We start from the raw sequence: 16385 nt of genomic DNA, 5'->3' as shown, positions 1-16385 counted from the left end.
TATGAAACATAATCTTGACGAAATAGATATCCAAATTATCAATCTGATGATTAAAAATGGTAGGATTCCTTATGCGGATATTGCCAAAAAGGTAGGTATGAAATCCCCATCCGTTATTGAACGGGTAAAAAAGCTTGAGTCTGATGGCATTATAAAACAATACACAACAGAAGTAAATTATAAAGCACTTGGTTACGATATCACCGCATTTATCGGAATAAGCATTGACAATACACAACATATTATCGATTTTGAACAGTCGCTGAGTGAAATTTCTCAAGACATAGTAGAATGCCATCATGTCACTGGAGATTTCACAATGATTTTAAAAGTTGTTACAAAAAATACGTCCACACTTTCAAGATTAATAAAAAAGTTGAGAAACATAAGTGGAGTACAGCGGACTAATACAATACTGGTATTTTCTACTATTATGAATAAGAAGAGGTTGACAGAAGACTTTTTTGAATGAAAATATCTGTAATTATACCGGTTTGTAATAGAATACAAACATTAAAGGATGCTATTGAAAGCGTTTTTCAGCAAACCTATAAGAATATAGAAATAATAGTCATCGATGATGGCTCAAAAACAGATATAGAACATTATTTAAAGCCGTATTTATCAAGAATTGTGCTTATTAAAAACAACATAAATAGAGGGGTAAGTTTTTCAAGAAATCTTGGGATAAAAATTAGTAGTGGAGAATATATTGCACTTCTTGACTCAGATGATATTTGGTTAAATTTTAAACTTGAATTTCAATTAAAAAATATGGTTAAGGCTAACAGCTTAGTTTGCCATACCGATGAATTTTGGTACAGACAGGGTAAATTTGTAAATCAAGGGGAAAAACATAAAAAATATGGAGGGAAAATACTAACAAAAATATTGGACATCTGTCGAATCAGCCCTTCCTCTATTTTATTTCATAAAAGTATTTTCTCCACAACAGGATTATTTAATCAATATCTAAAAGTTTGTGAAGATTATGACTTATGGTTAAGAATTGCTCTTTTTTATGAAATTTTATATATTCCAACTAAAACCATTGTAAAAAGAGCCATAACAAATGACCAATTAAGTCTAAATACGCCATATATGGAAAGTATCAGGCTTAAATCATTAATCAGTTTTCTAAAAAGGTATCACAAACTCTTAACTGTTGAAGAAAAAATTGCAGTCATAGAAGAAGTAAAACGAAAAGAAAATATTGTAAGAAGATATAGATTTAAAGATAAATAAACAGCTTTTAATTACCAAAGTATTTTAACTCACCACAATCTTTTATTATCAATTCCGGAAACCTTTCCAAACCTTCCACATCAGCTCTGGTGGCTTCTCCGCTTAATACAAGGACAAAATCTATTCCTGCATTATTTGCCAAAACTTTATCCGTATAAACTCTGTCCCCGAAAACAGCAAGCTCATTCTCCTTGTACAATCTCAAAATAGGCTCTAACAATATCTTATTTGGTTTACCAAAAACTATCTCAGGAGTTCGATTAACAGTCTTTTCAAAAAGTGCAATAAAAGAGCCGACATCAGGGATATCCCCTTTATCGGTAGGACAAACATTATCACTATGAGTAGCTAAATATCTAATTTTTCTATCTTTTAGAAGAAGCGCAGCGGTTTTCATTTTTTCATAAGTAAGCTCAGTATCGAATCCCAAAACAACAGCTTCGCACTCTTTCTCATCATCAGTAAAAATAATTTCAGGCATCCGCTCTTTCAGGTAATTTTTCATGCTTGTATTGGCAACAGGATAAATTTTTGTAATATTTTTCTCCTTGAGATAATCTATCAATGGAATCAAAGGGGAAATTATCCTGTCAATAGTAGCGGGGATACCAAAATTATTTAAACGTTTTATGTATTCCGTCAAATTTTTTGAGGTATTATTAGTCATAAAGTAAAACTTAAATTTTTGATAATTGGACACAATAAAATTTATGGTATTTTCTATCGGCAAATCCCCTAAATATACAGTCCCGTCAAGATCAAAAATAAAGGCTTTTTTACCCTTAAGGGTAAATTCAGATAATGACTTTTCCAGCTCATAAAGGTCTTCCTCATTTTCTATTGGATGACCGTTTACATTAACTAACTGTATATTGCACCACCCAGATATCCTCTCTTTTGACAACATATTAAAGATATCGTCAATGTCCTGTGCCTCTAATTTGAACACATCCTCTTTATAAAAGTAATAAAAGTCAATGTTTTTTGAGTAAACAGAAGTTTTTGCATCAAAAATATTTTTTAAATCATCAGAGGTAATTAAGTGCCTATCATTTTGAATTATTACAAAATCATCATGAATATCTTTAAGGCAATCTTTCAACTTTGAATCTTTGATATTTATATTTAGAGTATTACTAACAGCATCTTTAATAATTTCTATCCCTGATGAAGTCAAAACGGTAATATCCTGTTCAGGTATTCCAAGCTTCAAATACTCTTCTATCTGCCTTTGAATCAAAAATTTACCATTAACACGCAATAACGACTTAGGCTTACCCTTTAAAATAGAAGTCAAACCCGCATTTGAGTCAGTTAAGATATAAATTACTTTCACTTTCAAAGCATACCTCATATTGCCTTATCAAATCTGTCACTAATCAATTTTAATTCTTCATCAACTCTTGATTTGTCCCACCCTAATTCTTCTGCCATAATTTCCAATACTTTTGAAGAAGCATGTTTAGCAGCCTTAATATCAACCAAACCGAGAGGAATTCTTCTAATTAAAAAATCAACTACATGCACTACCATCTCATTTCTAACACAGTAATAAACTTCAGACTCAACGTAAGGATGACCAGTCTCAAGTCTAACAAAAGCCTTCTCTTTTTCACATGAATTAATAACCTCTTCTGCTAAAGAGCCGTATGACTTATGCAAATGAAGAGCAATATCATGGTCAATATTATATTTTTTCTGAAGTAACTTATTCCCTTCCGGGTTAAAATTTTCCCCACCTGCTATTTTTAAGTCTGAAGTAATGCATGGTTTTGCATTAAATGAAAACTCTTTTATTACTCTATCTACGACATCTTCGGCCATATGACGATAGCTTGTCCACTTTCCACCGGTAATGGTTACAAGCTTTGACTTACTCACTTCAATGTAGTGATTTCGCAATATTTCCTCAGTTGAAGTAGCATCAGGATCTTTAACAAGGGGCCTGATTCCTGACCATGCAGATAAAATATCATCCTTTGTCGGAGGTGTTTTAAAGTATCTGGCAATTTGCTTAAGAACATACTCAATTTCATTATTAGTAACTTCCGGGTGATCACGAACAACAGATGGATCATCAGTAGTCCCCACCAATGCATGCCCTTCCCACGGTAAAACAAAAATAACTCTTCCATCCTCTGTTTGAGGAATCATCATTCCATAATCAGTAGGAGTAAATTTTTTATCTAAAATTATATGAATACCTGAGCTTACTTTTAATACAGGTTCAACATTTTCATCGTCCATTTTTCTAATTGAATCCGCATATGCACCTGTTGCATTGACTACAGCCTTAGCATTAACGGTATATGTATCCCCTGTAATATTATCTTTTAAATGTGCACCTACTACCATGTTATTTTCTTTTATCAAATCAGTTACTTCCATATAATTGACAGCAACAGCACCTTGGTTTACTGCTGTTTTAACAAGCATAACAGCCATCCTGGCATCATTAAACTGTCCATCAAAATATAAAACACCGCCCTTTAAGTTTTGGTCATTCAATGTAGGAAGTTTTTCAAGGGTTTCCTTTCTAAATAATAAGCGACTTTTACCAAGCCTCATCTTGCCTGAAAGGATATCGTAAAGTTTTAATCCGGCAAATATATATGGAAGCTCATACCACTTATATAACGGCGTAACAAACTGTATTTTATTAGTCAAATGAGGAGCATTTTTTAAAATTACGCCTCTTTCATAAAGCCCTTCTTTGACAAACGAGTACTGCTCCTTATCCAAATGTTTAACTGCCTTTTCAAGATATCTAACCCCTCCATGCACTAACTTGGTGCTGCGACTGCTCGTCCCTTCTGCAAAATCATTCTTTTCCACAAGCAGCACACTTAGCCCTCTTGATGCTGCATCAACCGCGATACCACCTCCAGTAGCTCCACCACCTATTACCAATAAGTCAAACGTATCTTTTTCATTTAGTTTTTTTACATGTTCTCGTCTGTTCATCCAAACCTCGCAATCAACTATAAATTTACAAAAACAAAAAATAAATTATTTTTCTCTTTCTACCAGCCCTTTTACAAACCATCTTTGCATAAAAAGAACCACAAGTACAGGCGGAAGTACAACAAGCAAGGTACCTGCCATTGCTATATGCCAATCAGGTGGATCTTCAGGAGACGGTATTAAGTGCTGCAGACCTATTACAGCTGTAGTCATCTTTTGATTAGTGGTAATTAAAAGAGGCCAAAGATACTGATTCCAACCATAAACAAATTCGATAACTACTAATGCTGCAATATTTGTTTTTGAGAGAGGAACAAGAATCTTCCAGAAAAAGGTCATAGGGGAAGCACCGTCCATTTTAGCCGCTTCACACAACTCTTCAGGAATTGTAAGGAAAAACTGTCTAAACAAGAATGTACATGTTGCTGAAGCCGTCAGTGGTAATATCAGCCCGGCATAACTATCAAGGAGACTAAGCTCAAAGCTAACTTCAATATCGTGACCAGCAAACCAGCTTATAATCGAATCCAAACCCAATGCATTCCAAACACCCTGTAAAGGTCCAAATAGATTTGCTGCCATTTCATAAGTTGGCACTATCCTTACCTCCACAGGTAACATCAACGTACAAAATACTGTAGCAAATACTAATGTCCTAAAACGATAATCAAAATACACAATTGAAAATGCACCAAATAGAGAAACCACTATTTTACCAATTGTAATCCCCGATGCCATAATAAAAGAATTAAAAAGTTGCGTTCCCAAATCCCCTCTTACCCAGGCTTCCTTTATGTTTACCAATAGTTGGTCACCCGGAATCATAGGCATAGGAACTTTTGAAACTTCCTCCAAAGGCAAAGTAGCTGCAATAATGGCATACAATATAGGAAACCCAACTACCACAATACCTACTATTAAAGCCACATATGTAAAAAAATCAAGTTTGGGAGTCTTTTCTACCATCATAATTTTACCCTGTGTATTGAACTTTACGTTCAACAAATTTAAATTGTAATATTGTAATGAAAACTATTAGCAGCATCAATACAACCGATTGTGCGGAAGATGAACCAAGGTTTAGCCCTATAAAACCATCTTGATAAACTTTATATACCAAAATGTTTGTAGAACCACCAGGACCACCTTGAGTAACAGCATGAATAACACCAAATGATTCAAAGAAAGAAAAAATAATAGTCATAACCGTAACAAAAAACATTGTTGGTGACAATAATGGAAAAGTAATACTCCAAAATCGTCTGAAAGGGCTAGCACCATCCATAGCAGCTGCCTCAATAAGCGATTTTGGTATTGCTTGTAACCCTGCAAGAAAAAATACAAAGTTATAGCTAATATTTTTCCAAGAACTTGCTAATACAACCATTAACATAGCATCCCTACTTGAAAGCAGAGGGTTCCAATTTAGCCCGAATACTCTGTTTAACCAGATTGCAACAACACCATATGATGGGTGCAACAAAAAAAGCCATAATATACCTGAAATAGCAGGCGCAACAGCATAAGGCCATATTAACAAAGTCCTGGTAAGTGCGGTAAAGCGTAAGGCCCTATTTGCCATAGAGGCCAAAAACAGACCGCAAGATATGGAAAGCAGCGCAACAGAGCCGCTAAAAATCAGAGTTATAACTATAGATTTTAAATATAAAGGGTCTTTAAAAAGATTGATATAATTATCAAACCATATAAAAGTGCTTTTTAATCCAAAAGGATCTGACCTCATAAAAGAGGAAACAATACCGCGTATAGCAGGCCAATAAAAAAATGTTGCAGTAATAATTATTTGAGGCAGCACTAATAAGTAAGCTAACCCTTTTGACTTAAAATATGAGCGTTTTCTTAACATAGCAACCTTTCCCAATTATGAGGGCGCCTATTTTTCAAATGGCGCCCTCATATATTTCATATTTAATATTTTAAATTAATTACTTATATGTCTTAGCAAATTCGCTTAATTTGATATTACTTCTTTCAACAGCAGAATCAAGAGCTTCTTTCGCAGTTTTTTTGCCATTCCACACTAATTCTAACTCTTCGTTAATTATATTACGAATTTGGACAAAGTAACCCAAACGAATACCTCTTGAGGATTTTGTAGGATTACGACGAGTAAGCTGTTTGATACCTACTTCCTGATAAGGATACTTCTCATAGTATCCTTCAGACTTCAACTTCTCATACGCATCAAGAGTAATTGGGAAATAACCAGTCTCTTTATGCCATAAAATCTGGACGTCAGTATTAGCAAGATATTTCATAAAAGCTGCTACACCTTTGTATTCATTTTTCTTTTTACCCTTGAATACCCAAAGTGAAGCTCCACCAATAATACTATTTTGAGGCTCTGCCATCCATGACTCGACAGGAAGAGGAGCAATATCCCATTCAAAATCTTTTACTGAGCTCTGAAGTTTAGCAATAGCACTAATAGAGTCTATGTATACACCTGCATTCTGAGCAATAAATTCAGATTTTGGCCCTTGATACTTTTGACCGCCGTAAAAGAAACGATTGCCGTCGTCCATCCATTTCTTTAATCTTGCGATATGATTAACTACTTTGTCATTATTTATTGTAAGCTGAACATCAAGCCCTTCGTATCCGTTAGCCTTTGTAGCAAAAGGTAAATCATGTATAGCACTGTAGTTTTCAATTTGTGTCCATGACTGCCATGCAGTTACAAGTCCACCCTTAACACCTAACTTAGCTATCTTTTCAGTAATCTCTCCAAGCTCGTCCCAAGTGATAGGCTTCTCTTTGGATAATCTGCCAATGCCTGCCTTTTTAAACATATCTACATTATAATACATAACAGGCGTAGAAGAGTTAAAAGGCATAGACATAAGCTTATTATCTTCATTTACATAATATGAAAGAACAGGCTGAAGGTATCTTGACCAGTCTATTTTGTATCCGTAGTCATCCATAAGCTTATATACAGGATAAACCATGCCTGACATCATCATAGTCTGTGTCCCAACTTCAAACACTTGAATAATATGAGGCTGTTTCCCTGCACGCACCGCGGCTATTGCAGCATTGAGAACTTCATCATATTCACCTTTATAAGTTGCAATAACTTTGTAGTCAGATTGAGACTTATTAAAATCGTCAACTATCTTCTGAACTACTTCTCCACGAGACCCACGCATTGCATGCCACCAATGAATTTCAATAGGCTTTGCAAAAGCGCTTTCAATAAAACTAAACACAAAAACAAGTGTCAGAATTAAACTAATTCTTTTAAACGACATACATTCCTCCAAGATATTTTATTACAAACTTACCCTGTAACAGGGCTACTTAATCATATTTTTTTCAAAATACAAACTTTTTTTAAACATTTTAAAAAAAAATCTGGATAAGAATATTTTTTTGTTTTATAGTCCTCAACTGTTAGATTATATTAAACATTATATAAAAATTTACGGAGTTTTTATTTATGGCAAATGTAATATTAAAAGATGTCGTAAAAAAATACGGCAATCTTGAGGTTGTACACGGGATAAACCTGGAAGTCAAAGACAAAGAATTTGTCGTTTTAGTCGGGCCATCGGGCTGTGGCAAGTCAACCGTACTAAGAATGATTGCAGGACTCGAAGAAATATCAAGTGGTACGATTGAAATTAACAATAAAGTAGTAAATAATTTGGCTCCAAAAGACAGAGATGTGGCTATGGTATTTCAAAACTACGCTCTTTATCCCCATATGAATGTTTACAAAAATATGGCATTTGGATTAAAATTAAGAAAGATGCCTAAGGATGAAATCGACAAGCGTGTCAACGAAGCAGCAGAAATATTAGAATTAAAAGAATTACTCCACAGAAAACCTCATGAGCTTTCAGGTGGTCAGCGTCAAAGAGTTGCAATGGGACGAGCAATTGTCAGAAGACCTGCAGTTTATCTTTTTGACGAGCCCTTATCTAATCTTGATGCAAAACTCAGAACTCAGATGAGGCTTGAAATAAAGCAACTCCATCAAAAAGTTCAAAACACAATAATTTACGTTACGCACGATCAAATAGAAGCTATGACACTTGCCGACAGAATAGTGATAATGAGAAACGGATACATTGAACAGGTAGGTACGCCCCTTGATATTTTCCAAAACCCTGCAAATGTTTTTGTGGCAGGATTTATAGGCTCGCCTCCGATGAATCTTCGTCAAGGGGTAATAATAAATGAAAACGGTGCTCTCAAAATAAGACTTAATGATAAATTATTAATACCTATCCCTGAAAAAAAGGATGCCCAAATTAGAGAAGGGCAAAAAATTATCATGGGATTAAGAACTGAAGATATCTTTTTATCAAACGATCATGAACAGTCTAAAGGAAAATTTTTATACAATACTGAGGGGGTTATTCAAATTGTTGAACCTCTCGGCAACGAAACAAGCCTCCATATGGATTTTTACGGAACAAATTTAATTGCCAAGTCAGAAGGAAGAAGAATCTTTTCTGTAGATGAAAAACTTCAAATGACTTTCAATTTGGATCACTTGCATATATTTGATACCGAAACAGAGAAATCTATCTATTAACATCAAAAAAGGGGGCTTTGCCCCCATTTTTCATATCTGTCCGTTTTATTAATTTAAAGCACCTTTGCCCAAAAAGTGACAAAAATGATAATACAAAAAAAATAGGAACGAGGGGGGTCGAACCCCTGACCCTTGCCACGTCAAGGCAATGCTCTCCCACTGAGCTACGTTCCTATCATGAGTTTAGCTTATAAATTATTTTCACAAAAACTTCAAGTTTTACTTTACAATTTTTTTAGATGGTATAGAATTTGAATGTTTATTGGGAGATAAGGATGAACAACTTTGATTATAAAGCAGTTACATATGATGAAAATCCTATGCACATTGAACGTGCAAAAATAATTGCAGACAATATAAGACGACTTTGTAAACTGAATAAAGATCATGTAATTGCCGATTTTGGTTGTGGGACAGGGCTTTTGGGCCTAAATTTTGTTAACGATGTAAAACAGATAGATATGTATGACAATTCAGCCAAAATGATAGAAATACTTAAAAAGAAAATTTTAGATCACAACATACCTAACATTAACGCAATTCACCTTGATATAACGAACACTGAAGAGTTACTTAAAGAAAAATATAATGCAATTATGACCCTTATGACTTTTCACCATATTGAAAACATAAAAGATGCACTTTTCAAACTAACCTCTCTGTTAAAAAAATCAGGCAAATTGATAATTTGTGACCTTGATGAGGAGGATGGAAGTTATCACCCTGATAAATCAGCAATTCACAACGGAATAAATCAGAAAGAATTAAAGGAATATGTAAGTGACTTGAAACTAACGCTCATCTCGGCAACAGTACCTTATATAATAAATAAGTTGGTAAATGGCAATGAAAGGAAATACCCTGTCTTTATGCACATTTATGAAAAATAACTTGCATTTGCAATAAATTTATTAAAGGAGGCTTTTATGAAAAGAAGCATCACACTTTTTTTTGTTTTGGTAATGGTTGCTCTTATGGTTACTAGTGCTTTTGCGGCAAACTCAAAGGATGGTAGAAGAAAGTTTAAAAAGTATTGTTACAAAGAGTGTCACAAAGGTAACATTGAGGGGGTAAAGGTCATTACACCTATGTCTTATACAGGTGCTCAATGGCTATCAATGTTTAATAACGATATGGCCGGGCTCAAAAGGTATCATAAAAATGGTGAGCTTGAAAAAATTAACTTAAGCGATAAAGTTTATGAAAATATCAGAGTGTATTTGAAAGATCACGGACTTGATTCAGACACACCTGAAACATGCGGATAAAAAAAGGCGGTTTTAACCGCCTTTTAATATTTTATAAGTAATGTTGCATTTCCACTTATGTCAGGCAAATCTTCAAACCCATAGTTTGGATTTAAAAATGAGTCTTCCTTGACGGGTAAATATGTATATTTAATTCTGACAAATTTAGTATTGTCATTAAGCGTTATATTCAGATTTCTTACTCCCAAATTTTTAACATTGACATAACTCTTATATACATTCAATTTCCCCGTATTATCACTAACGTCAAGATCCAGGGTTTTATACATCAAACCTGAAACATTCTTAATTGATATATCTAAATTTCCATTTTTACCTATATTGTAATAAAACTTGATACCATCTCCTGAAACCACATGCGCATAAGTTTCCCTGAGTGACTTCGATGTTTTATAAGGAAATGTGAGACTACAGGACAACATAAAAAGTGTTAGCGTAAAATACAAAAACAATCTTAGTAGTCTCATATAGCAAATAGCTCCTTCTCAGATTTATAAACTTCTGTAAACATTACTTTTATCTCTTCAAAGTTTTCCAAGTCAAGTCCAATTTTTTCAAGACACTCTGTAAAATTTTCATTATATCCACCTATTCCGATTCCAAGCTCTTTTAATACATTATTAGCTATATATAAAACATATACTAAAGATGTATTTTCAGAATTTTCCGGAGTGTGGTGGTTTAAAACTACATCCTGATAAAGCTCTGGCATGTTCCAATATTTCATAACTTCAGAGCCAACCTGAGCATGATTAAACCCTACCCTATCATTTTCCAAATCCAATAAGTTTAACTTTTCATTAAAAACTTCCTGAAGAATATCATCGTAATTATCAATATTCATCTTCATTACGGAAACACCCAAATCATGGATAAGCCCAAGTAAGAAAGCCTCTTCCACCAATTTTTTATCCACTTTCAACATTATCAACCTTGACATAATCGCAGTAGCAACGGAATGTTCCCATAATTTCTGGTCAATCAAGTTAACTCTGCCATGATTAAAGAGAGATTTTGTGGACAGAGAGATAACAAGGCTTTTTATCGCCTTTACTCCTAAATATGACATCGCCTGAGTAAGGTTTACAATCTCATTTTTGGGAGAATAAAAGGCTGAATTTGCCAGCTTTAAAATTGCAACAGTTATATTGGCGTCCTTTGATATTATCCTTACAAGCTCCGCAAAACTAAAATCCGGGTCTTCCAGCAGATCAATTACCTTTTTTGCAATTTGAGGCATTGGCGGAAGTTCTTTTATCTTTTCGTAACTAATATGACCCATTATTTATTTTTCTCCCCATCTTCTTTGGCTTCCTCTGCATCAATTGTAGCTTCTTCGTTCACATTTACTTCTACAATTTCTTCAGTTTGCTCCAAAATAACTTCATCAGGCTCAACTATATCTTCACTTTTATCATCAGCATCCAAATCATCATCCTCTTTAAAACCTTTTTCTCTCAACTCATTAATAAACTCTTCAAGTTCTGCAATAGAATTTTCAAGCTCTTTTATCTTTTCAAAATCTAATTCAAGGGTTTCCGGTAAAATTTCCCCTTCTTTGCTCATTTGATAAACTTTAAGTCCTAAGTTTTTAAATTTTTCATCCATTTTCTTTTTTGTAGAGGCAATTTCTATCTTGACTTTGCTAATTTTAGTAAATTTAACTAACTCTTCTTTCCCCTTATTTAATTTCTCCTTAATCCATTCAAAATTCTTATCTTTTTCCATAGTATCCTCCTAATTTCCAAGTAATGAGTCTATTTTTAGTTTCTGAAGATATATAAAAAATAACAACAGCATATTTACCCCAAGCGAAAGTAGAAAAAACCAAAGCCATGCACTACTTTTACCTGAGCTCACCTTTTCAGCTCCACTCTTAAATAATGAACCAAATTCGGAATCTTTCAATTTCATCCAAGGCTTAAAATTTGATTTTACAAAATCAACCGACAGAAATTTTCCATCTAATATACCACGTTTGATATCTTCATAATTTAATTCGGGGAAAATTATCCCATTTAATGTTTTAACCTCAAACTGATCGTCTTTAGATTTCAAGTCAAATTCCTGAGAACAGGACGGACATGAAAAGCGCTTTTTATCCTTTACAAAGAAATCAACCCCACACTTTGAACAAATAACTTTCATCTTACCCCCTTTAGTATTAGTTCCATCTTTTAAATAAAGAGTGCTCTATATTTATTATATCAAATATTTTCCCAACAATAAAGTCAATTAAATCATCAATCGATTTAGGTTCATGATAAAATGCGGGTGCAGCAGGTAAAATAATTGCACCAGCTCTTGATAATTCCAAAAGATTTTTCAAATGAATAGTATTAAGTGGAGCTTCTCTGAATACTATTACAAGCTTTCGCCTCTCTTTTAAAGCCACATCAGCACATCTTTCTATAAGATTAGAACTCACGCCGGATGCTATCCTTCCTATGCAACCCATTGAAGCAGGAATAATTATGTAAGAATCTACTTTAAAACTCCCACTGGAAACAGGAGCTGCAAAATCTCTATAATCAACAAACTCGACATTTGATTTTGCTGTTATTTTACTTTTAATTTCATCAAGGTCTTCAATACCTGTTTCAATCTTTAAATTTGTCTCTCCGTCCGGAGTAATACTTACGTAAACCTCATTATTTTCGTAAGAAGCAAGTTCACTAATTAACCTAAGACCGTAAAGGGAGCCACTTGCTCCCGTAATCCCTACAAAAAATCTTCTCATTTATCCTCTTATTAAAATAACATCCAAAAAGGTAAAAACAAAAACCGTAAGGCTAATGTAGGCATTTAAGTTGAAAAAAGCAATATTTACTCGGGACAAATCATCTTTACTAATAAGTCTATGCTGATAAAACATAAATATTCCACAAATAATTATACCTAACAAATATAGATAACCCATATTGAAATATTTATATAGATAGATAAAAACAAAAAATGCAACCAAATGAAATACTCTTGACAATATTAGTGAATACTCAATACCCAAATAACGAGGAATGGAATGAAGGTTTTCCTGTCTATCAAAATCGATATCCTGTAAGGCATAAATAATGTCAAAGCCTGCAACCCAAAAAAGTACGGCAATCCCCATCAAAACTATCCCAAAGTTTAAATCTCCACTTATCGCAACCCATGCACCTATAGGGGCAAGTCCCAAAGCTATACCGAGGATTATGTGACACAAGGCTGTAAACCTTTTTGTGTATGAATATAAAATAAATATCAAAAGAGGTATCGGAGAAAGTATAAAACAAAGGTTGTTAAGCATAAATGTTGCAAATTCGTAAACTACAAAACTTATTATTATATATAAAGTCGCTTCACTTTTTTTAATCTTTCCTGCGGGGATCTCTCTGTTTGCAGTTCTCGGATTTTTACGGTCTATTTCCGCATCTATAACCCTATTTAGCCCCATTGCTCCGGTTCTTGCACCAACCATAGCAACTATTATCCAAATCACTTTATCTAAAGCAGGCAGACCATTTGCGGCAATCACCGCTGCAGTAAATGCAAAAGGGAGTGCAAAAACAGAATGCTCTATTTTTATCATCTTTAAAAAATCTATAAACTTTTTCATTTTAGCTCTCAAAGATTATTTCTGCCATAACCTTGGCAAAATCTTCGTTATCATTCAAACTTTCAACCCTTTCCACAGTCATTCCCAACTCTCTCGCATTTTTAATATACTGTTCATCAAGCTCAATTAATGTTTCTATATGGTCAGAGACAAAAGATATAGGCACAACAATTACAGGTCTTCTTTCATCCATAAGGGAATACAATGTTTCATCCGCCGCCGGTCCCAACCATTTCATAGGCCCTGTCTTACTTTGAAATGCAAGTATTGATTTGTATGGCTTGACAATAGATTCTATATATTTTGTCTGCTCCTTTAGCTGATTAAGATACAGGTCACCCTTTTCTAATGTGTACTCAGGTAAAGAATGCGCCGAAAAAAATAAAATTGACTCTTTCGTTGCAATATTTAATCTATTTGCGGCTGAATTAATAGCATTTATAATACAATTATTGTAACCAATATTCATGTGCCAAAAAGGGATAATATTAAAATTTGACTTTGGAGGGTTTATAAAGGTTTGAGCATAAAACCTTTTAAAACATACACCGCTCGTAGTGTAGGAGTATTGAGGATACAGAGTCATAACAGTTACTTTTTCAAACTCCTCAAGAACAAGCTCCTTGTAAGTTTCTTCTATATAAGGCTTATAATAGGTCATACCAAAAATAACTTTTAACTCTTTTCCATATTGAGATTTATAAATTTCAGAAACTTTTAAAAAGAGGCTTTCGGCAATCTTAAGTTGAGGGGATGCGCCCCCCATTTTCTCATATTCAACAGCGACCTTTTTACTTCTTCTTGAAGCAATAAATCGCGCCAATTTGGATTGAAGAAAGCTACCTATTTTAAAATCAATAATATCTCTGTCGGTAAAAAGATTATACAAAAAGGGCTCGATAGCCTCTATACTATCAGGCCCCCCCATATACATAACATAAACAGCATCAGCCATTAAATTTCCTTGCTATGAACATAATCCACTAAAAATTTGACGTTTTCTACCGGAGTTTCAGGTAAAATACCATGCCCCAAGTTAAAAATATGCCCTTTTACATTTTTTGTCTTATCAAATATTAAATCAATATTTTCTTTTAAAGTTGCTTTATCCGTAAAAAGCAATACCGGATCAAGATTGCCCTGAAGAACAAACTTATTGTCTAACAGTTTTGCAGCCTCATCAAGCTCAATCTTCCAGTCCACACCAATTCCGGCACAGCCCAGCTCTTTAATTTTACTGTAAAATGTTGCAGAATCCTTTGCAAAATATATGACATGAGCACCCTTTAATGAATCAACAATCTTTTTAACATAAGGAAATACCAATTCACTGTAATCTTTAGGTGAAACTATTCCTGCCCAGGTATCAAAAACTTGAACAATTTTACACCCGTTATCAATCTGTGCCTGTAAATATTCAACAGTTGATTCCGTAATTTTATCCATTAAAAGATTATATGCTTCCCTTTCAGTATGCATTAATGTCTTGATTTTTACAAAATTCTTAGAACCTCCACCCTCAACCATATAACATGCCAGCGTAAATGGGGCCCCTGAAAAACCGATCAAAGGCACATTCAACTCTTTCACAAGAAGCTTTACTGTATCTATAACAAATGGAACATCATTTTCAGGCTCTATAACTCTAAGCTTTTTTACATCACTTAATTTTTCAATAGGATTACTTATGTATGGTGCAGGATTAAAATCCAAATTTACACCCATAGGCTCTATTGGAATCAAGATATCAGAAAACAATATCGCTGAATCAACCCCCAAAATATCAATAGGCTGCAACGTAACTTCACATGCAAGCTCAGGAGTTTTACACAACTCCAAAAAACTTACTTTCTTTCTGACAGCCATATATTCAGGCATATATCTTCCGGCTTGCCTCATAAGCCAAACAGGTTTTTTGCTAACCTTTTTCCCTTCTAACACATCTAAAATCAAAGTATTAAATCCCATATATATATCTCCTATTTAATATAGTGTTGATTTACAGAATATAACCATTTTACTAAAAAACTCAACTATTAAACAACTTGCGTGACTACAATTTATAAAAAGTTTTATTAAAATGCTTATTATTTTTTTTGATAGTGGGAAGTACAACCTATAAGGTTACTGACCAGTTTTTCTTCATCAGGCTGCAATTTAATATTATTAGAAGTATAATAATAACTCAAACTTCCAGAATCTGACAAAAAACAATAATATTTTGTTTTGTCCCACTTTTGCTTTGGGCTGTAGCTATCCTCCAAAGCGACTATATCTTCATAAGGGGATAGTAACAAGCAGTCTGCTTTTTCAAGTAAAAAAGCTTCCCCTTGAAACCATAAATTTTCAGCAGGCAAAAGCCAAGTAAAAGACTCATCTTTTTCAACAATAATATATTCAAAAAGACTAAATACTTTCATAAGAAAAATATTATGATTATTTTGTATTCAATTTAATAGCGGAGCCTTCAACTAAGGCAGTAGACACTTTTGTAAGGGCTGAGTTTAATATACGCTGGAAAGTACTTTGAGAAATACCCATTCTTTCGGCACCTGCTATCTGCTCTAAGCCCTCTACATACTTCAACCTGATGGCTTCAATCTCATCAGCAGCAAGCTCTACCTCTTTAAGCTCACTAAGAGGTATCCCTTGGGGCTTGAAATAATGTCCTTCAATGCTGCAATTTATGTGTCTGTGCTTTTTCGGCCTTCCCATAACACCATAATAGCAATAATTTTTTAAA

The 16385-nt window shown here is 33.9% G+C and carries 20 protein-coding genes and 1 tRNA gene; 5 read left to right on the top strand and 16 right to left on the bottom strand.

Annotation, left to right across the window (positions count from 1 at the left end; all coding sequences use genetic code 11):
• Position 1 precedes the first annotated feature (1 nt).
• Positions 2-472, top strand: a complete 471-nt coding sequence (locus LF845_RS05255; RefSeq protein ID WP_242819955.1) for an Lrp/AsnC family transcriptional regulator — start codon at positions 2-4, stop codon at positions 470-472.
• On the top strand, positions 469-1245 hold the full coding sequence (locus tag LF845_RS05250; protein WP_242819954.1) for a glycosyltransferase family 2 protein: 777 nt from the start codon (positions 469-471) through the stop codon (positions 1243-1245). Before LF845_RS05255 ends, LF845_RS05250 begins: the two co-directional genes overlap by 4 nt.
• Before the next feature lie 7 nt (positions 1246-1252).
• Here the strand turns inward: LF845_RS05250 and LF845_RS05245 are convergent, their stop codons facing one another.
• The 5 genes from LF845_RS05245 to ugpB form a co-directional block, all read right to left on the bottom strand.
• Entirely contained in the window at positions 1253-2581 is a 1329-nt protein-coding gene (locus tag LF845_RS05245; protein ID WP_242819986.1) for an HAD-IIA family hydrolase, read from the bottom strand.
• Between the two features lie 14 nt (positions 2582-2595).
• Positions 2596-4209, bottom strand: a complete 1614-nt coding sequence (locus tag LF845_RS05240) for a glycerol-3-phosphate dehydrogenase/oxidase (protein ID WP_242819953.1) — start codon at positions 4207-4209, stop codon at positions 2596-2598.
• Positions 4210-4254: 45 nt separating this feature from the next.
• A complete protein-coding gene (locus tag LF845_RS05235) occupies positions 4255-5175 on the bottom strand; it encodes an ABC transporter permease subunit (RefSeq protein WP_242819952.1) in 921 nt (306 codons plus the stop codon).
• 7 nt (positions 5176-5182) lie between these two features.
• The gene (locus LF845_RS05230) at positions 5183-6076 is read right to left on the bottom strand and encodes an ABC transporter permease subunit (RefSeq protein WP_242819951.1); all 894 of its coding nucleotides are present in this window, start codon (positions 6074-6076) and stop codon (positions 5183-5185) included.
• A gap of 79 nt (positions 6077-6155) precedes the next feature.
• Positions 6156-7484, bottom strand: coding sequence for a sn-glycerol-3-phosphate ABC transporter substrate-binding protein UgpB (gene ugpB, locus LF845_RS05225; RefSeq protein ID WP_242819950.1), 1329 nt, complete (start codon positions 7482-7484; stop codon positions 6156-6158).
• A 188-nt stretch (positions 7485-7672) separates the two neighbouring features.
• Here ugpB and LF845_RS05220 point away from each other — a divergent pair, with 188 nt between their 5' ends.
• Positions 7673-8776 carry an ABC transporter ATP-binding protein gene (locus tag LF845_RS05220; protein WP_242819949.1) on the top strand — a complete coding sequence of 368 codons (1104 nt, stop codon included), beginning with the start codon at positions 7673-7675 and terminating at the stop codon, positions 8774-8776.
• Between the two features lie 102 nt (positions 8777-8878).
• Here the strand turns inward: LF845_RS05220 and LF845_RS05215 are convergent.
• A tRNA-Val gene (locus tag LF845_RS05215) sits at positions 8879-8950 on the bottom strand.
• Positions 8951-9051: 101 nt separating this feature from the next.
• Here LF845_RS05215 and LF845_RS05210 point away from each other — a divergent pair.
• Both LF845_RS05210 and LF845_RS05205 read left to right on the top strand, forming a co-directional pair.
• On the top strand, positions 9052-9666 hold the full coding sequence (locus LF845_RS05210) for a class I SAM-dependent DNA methyltransferase (RefSeq protein WP_242819948.1): 615 nt from the start codon (positions 9052-9054) through the stop codon (positions 9664-9666).
• 36 nt (positions 9667-9702) lie between these two features.
• Positions 9703-10044 carry a cytochrome c gene (locus tag LF845_RS05205; RefSeq protein WP_242819947.1) on the top strand — a complete coding sequence of 114 codons (342 nt, stop codon included), beginning with the start codon at positions 9703-9705 and terminating at the stop codon, positions 10042-10044.
• A 23-nt stretch (positions 10045-10067) separates the two neighbouring features.
• On the opposite strand, the gene LF845_RS05200 is transcribed toward LF845_RS05205, so the two are convergent.
• The 10 genes from LF845_RS05200 to LF845_RS05155 all read right to left on the bottom strand — a co-directional run bounded on the left by LF845_RS05200 (position 10068) and on the right by LF845_RS05155 (position 16357).
• On the bottom strand, positions 10068-10511 hold the full coding sequence (locus LF845_RS05200) for a hypothetical protein (protein ID WP_242819946.1): 444 nt from the start codon (positions 10509-10511) through the stop codon (positions 10068-10070).
• Positions 10508-11326 (bottom strand): HDOD domain-containing protein, encoded by an 819-nt coding sequence (locus LF845_RS05195; protein WP_242819945.1) that lies wholly within the window; start codon positions 11324-11326, stop codon positions 10508-10510. The genes LF845_RS05200 and LF845_RS05195 overlap by 4 nt, the downstream gene beginning before the upstream one ends.
• Positions 11326-11772: a hypothetical protein gene (locus tag LF845_RS05190; RefSeq protein WP_242819944.1), complete on the bottom strand. Its 447-nt coding sequence runs from the start codon at positions 11770-11772 to the stop codon at positions 11326-11328. Before LF845_RS05190 ends, LF845_RS05195 begins: the two co-directional genes overlap by 1 nt.
• Before the next feature lie 9 nt (positions 11773-11781).
• Complete coding sequence (locus LF845_RS05185) at positions 11782-12192, bottom strand: hypothetical protein (protein WP_242819943.1); 411 nt, start codon at positions 12190-12192, stop codon at positions 11782-11784.
• Between the two features lie 16 nt (positions 12193-12208).
• Complete coding sequence (locus LF845_RS05180; protein ID WP_242819942.1) at positions 12209-12784, bottom strand: UbiX family flavin prenyltransferase; 576 nt, start codon at positions 12782-12784, stop codon at positions 12209-12211.
• On the bottom strand, positions 12785-13642 hold the full coding sequence (locus LF845_RS05175; RefSeq protein ID WP_242819941.1) for a UbiA-like polyprenyltransferase: 858 nt from the start codon (positions 13640-13642) through the stop codon (positions 12785-12787).
• Position 13643: 1 nt separating this feature from the next.
• A complete protein-coding gene (gene hemH / locus LF845_RS05170) occupies positions 13644-14597 on the bottom strand; it encodes a ferrochelatase (protein WP_242819940.1) in 954 nt (317 codons plus the stop codon).
• Positions 14597-15610: a uroporphyrinogen decarboxylase gene (gene hemE / locus LF845_RS05165; RefSeq protein WP_242819939.1), complete on the bottom strand. Its 1014-nt coding sequence runs from the start codon at positions 15608-15610 to the stop codon at positions 14597-14599. The genes hemH and hemE overlap by 1 nt, the downstream gene beginning before the upstream one ends.
• A gap of 119 nt (positions 15611-15729) precedes the next feature.
• Positions 15730-16062, bottom strand: coding sequence for a hypothetical protein (locus LF845_RS05160; RefSeq protein ID WP_242819938.1), 333 nt, complete (start codon positions 16060-16062; stop codon positions 15730-15732).
• Positions 16063-16078: 16 nt separating this feature from the next.
• Complete coding sequence (locus tag LF845_RS05155; RefSeq protein WP_242819937.1) at positions 16079-16357, bottom strand: DUF134 domain-containing protein; 279 nt, start codon at positions 16355-16357, stop codon at positions 16079-16081.
• Positions 16358-16385 lie beyond the last annotated feature (28 nt).

It is taken from the genome of Deferrivibrio essentukiensis (genome assembly GCF_020480685.1).
Lineage (GTDB): Bacteria > Chrysiogenota > Deferribacteres > Deferribacterales > Deferrivibrionaceae > Deferrivibrio > Deferrivibrio essentukiensis.
The sequence above is the reverse complement of the archived record's forward strand: the minus strand, read 5'-3'. Positions and strand labels throughout refer to the sequence as shown.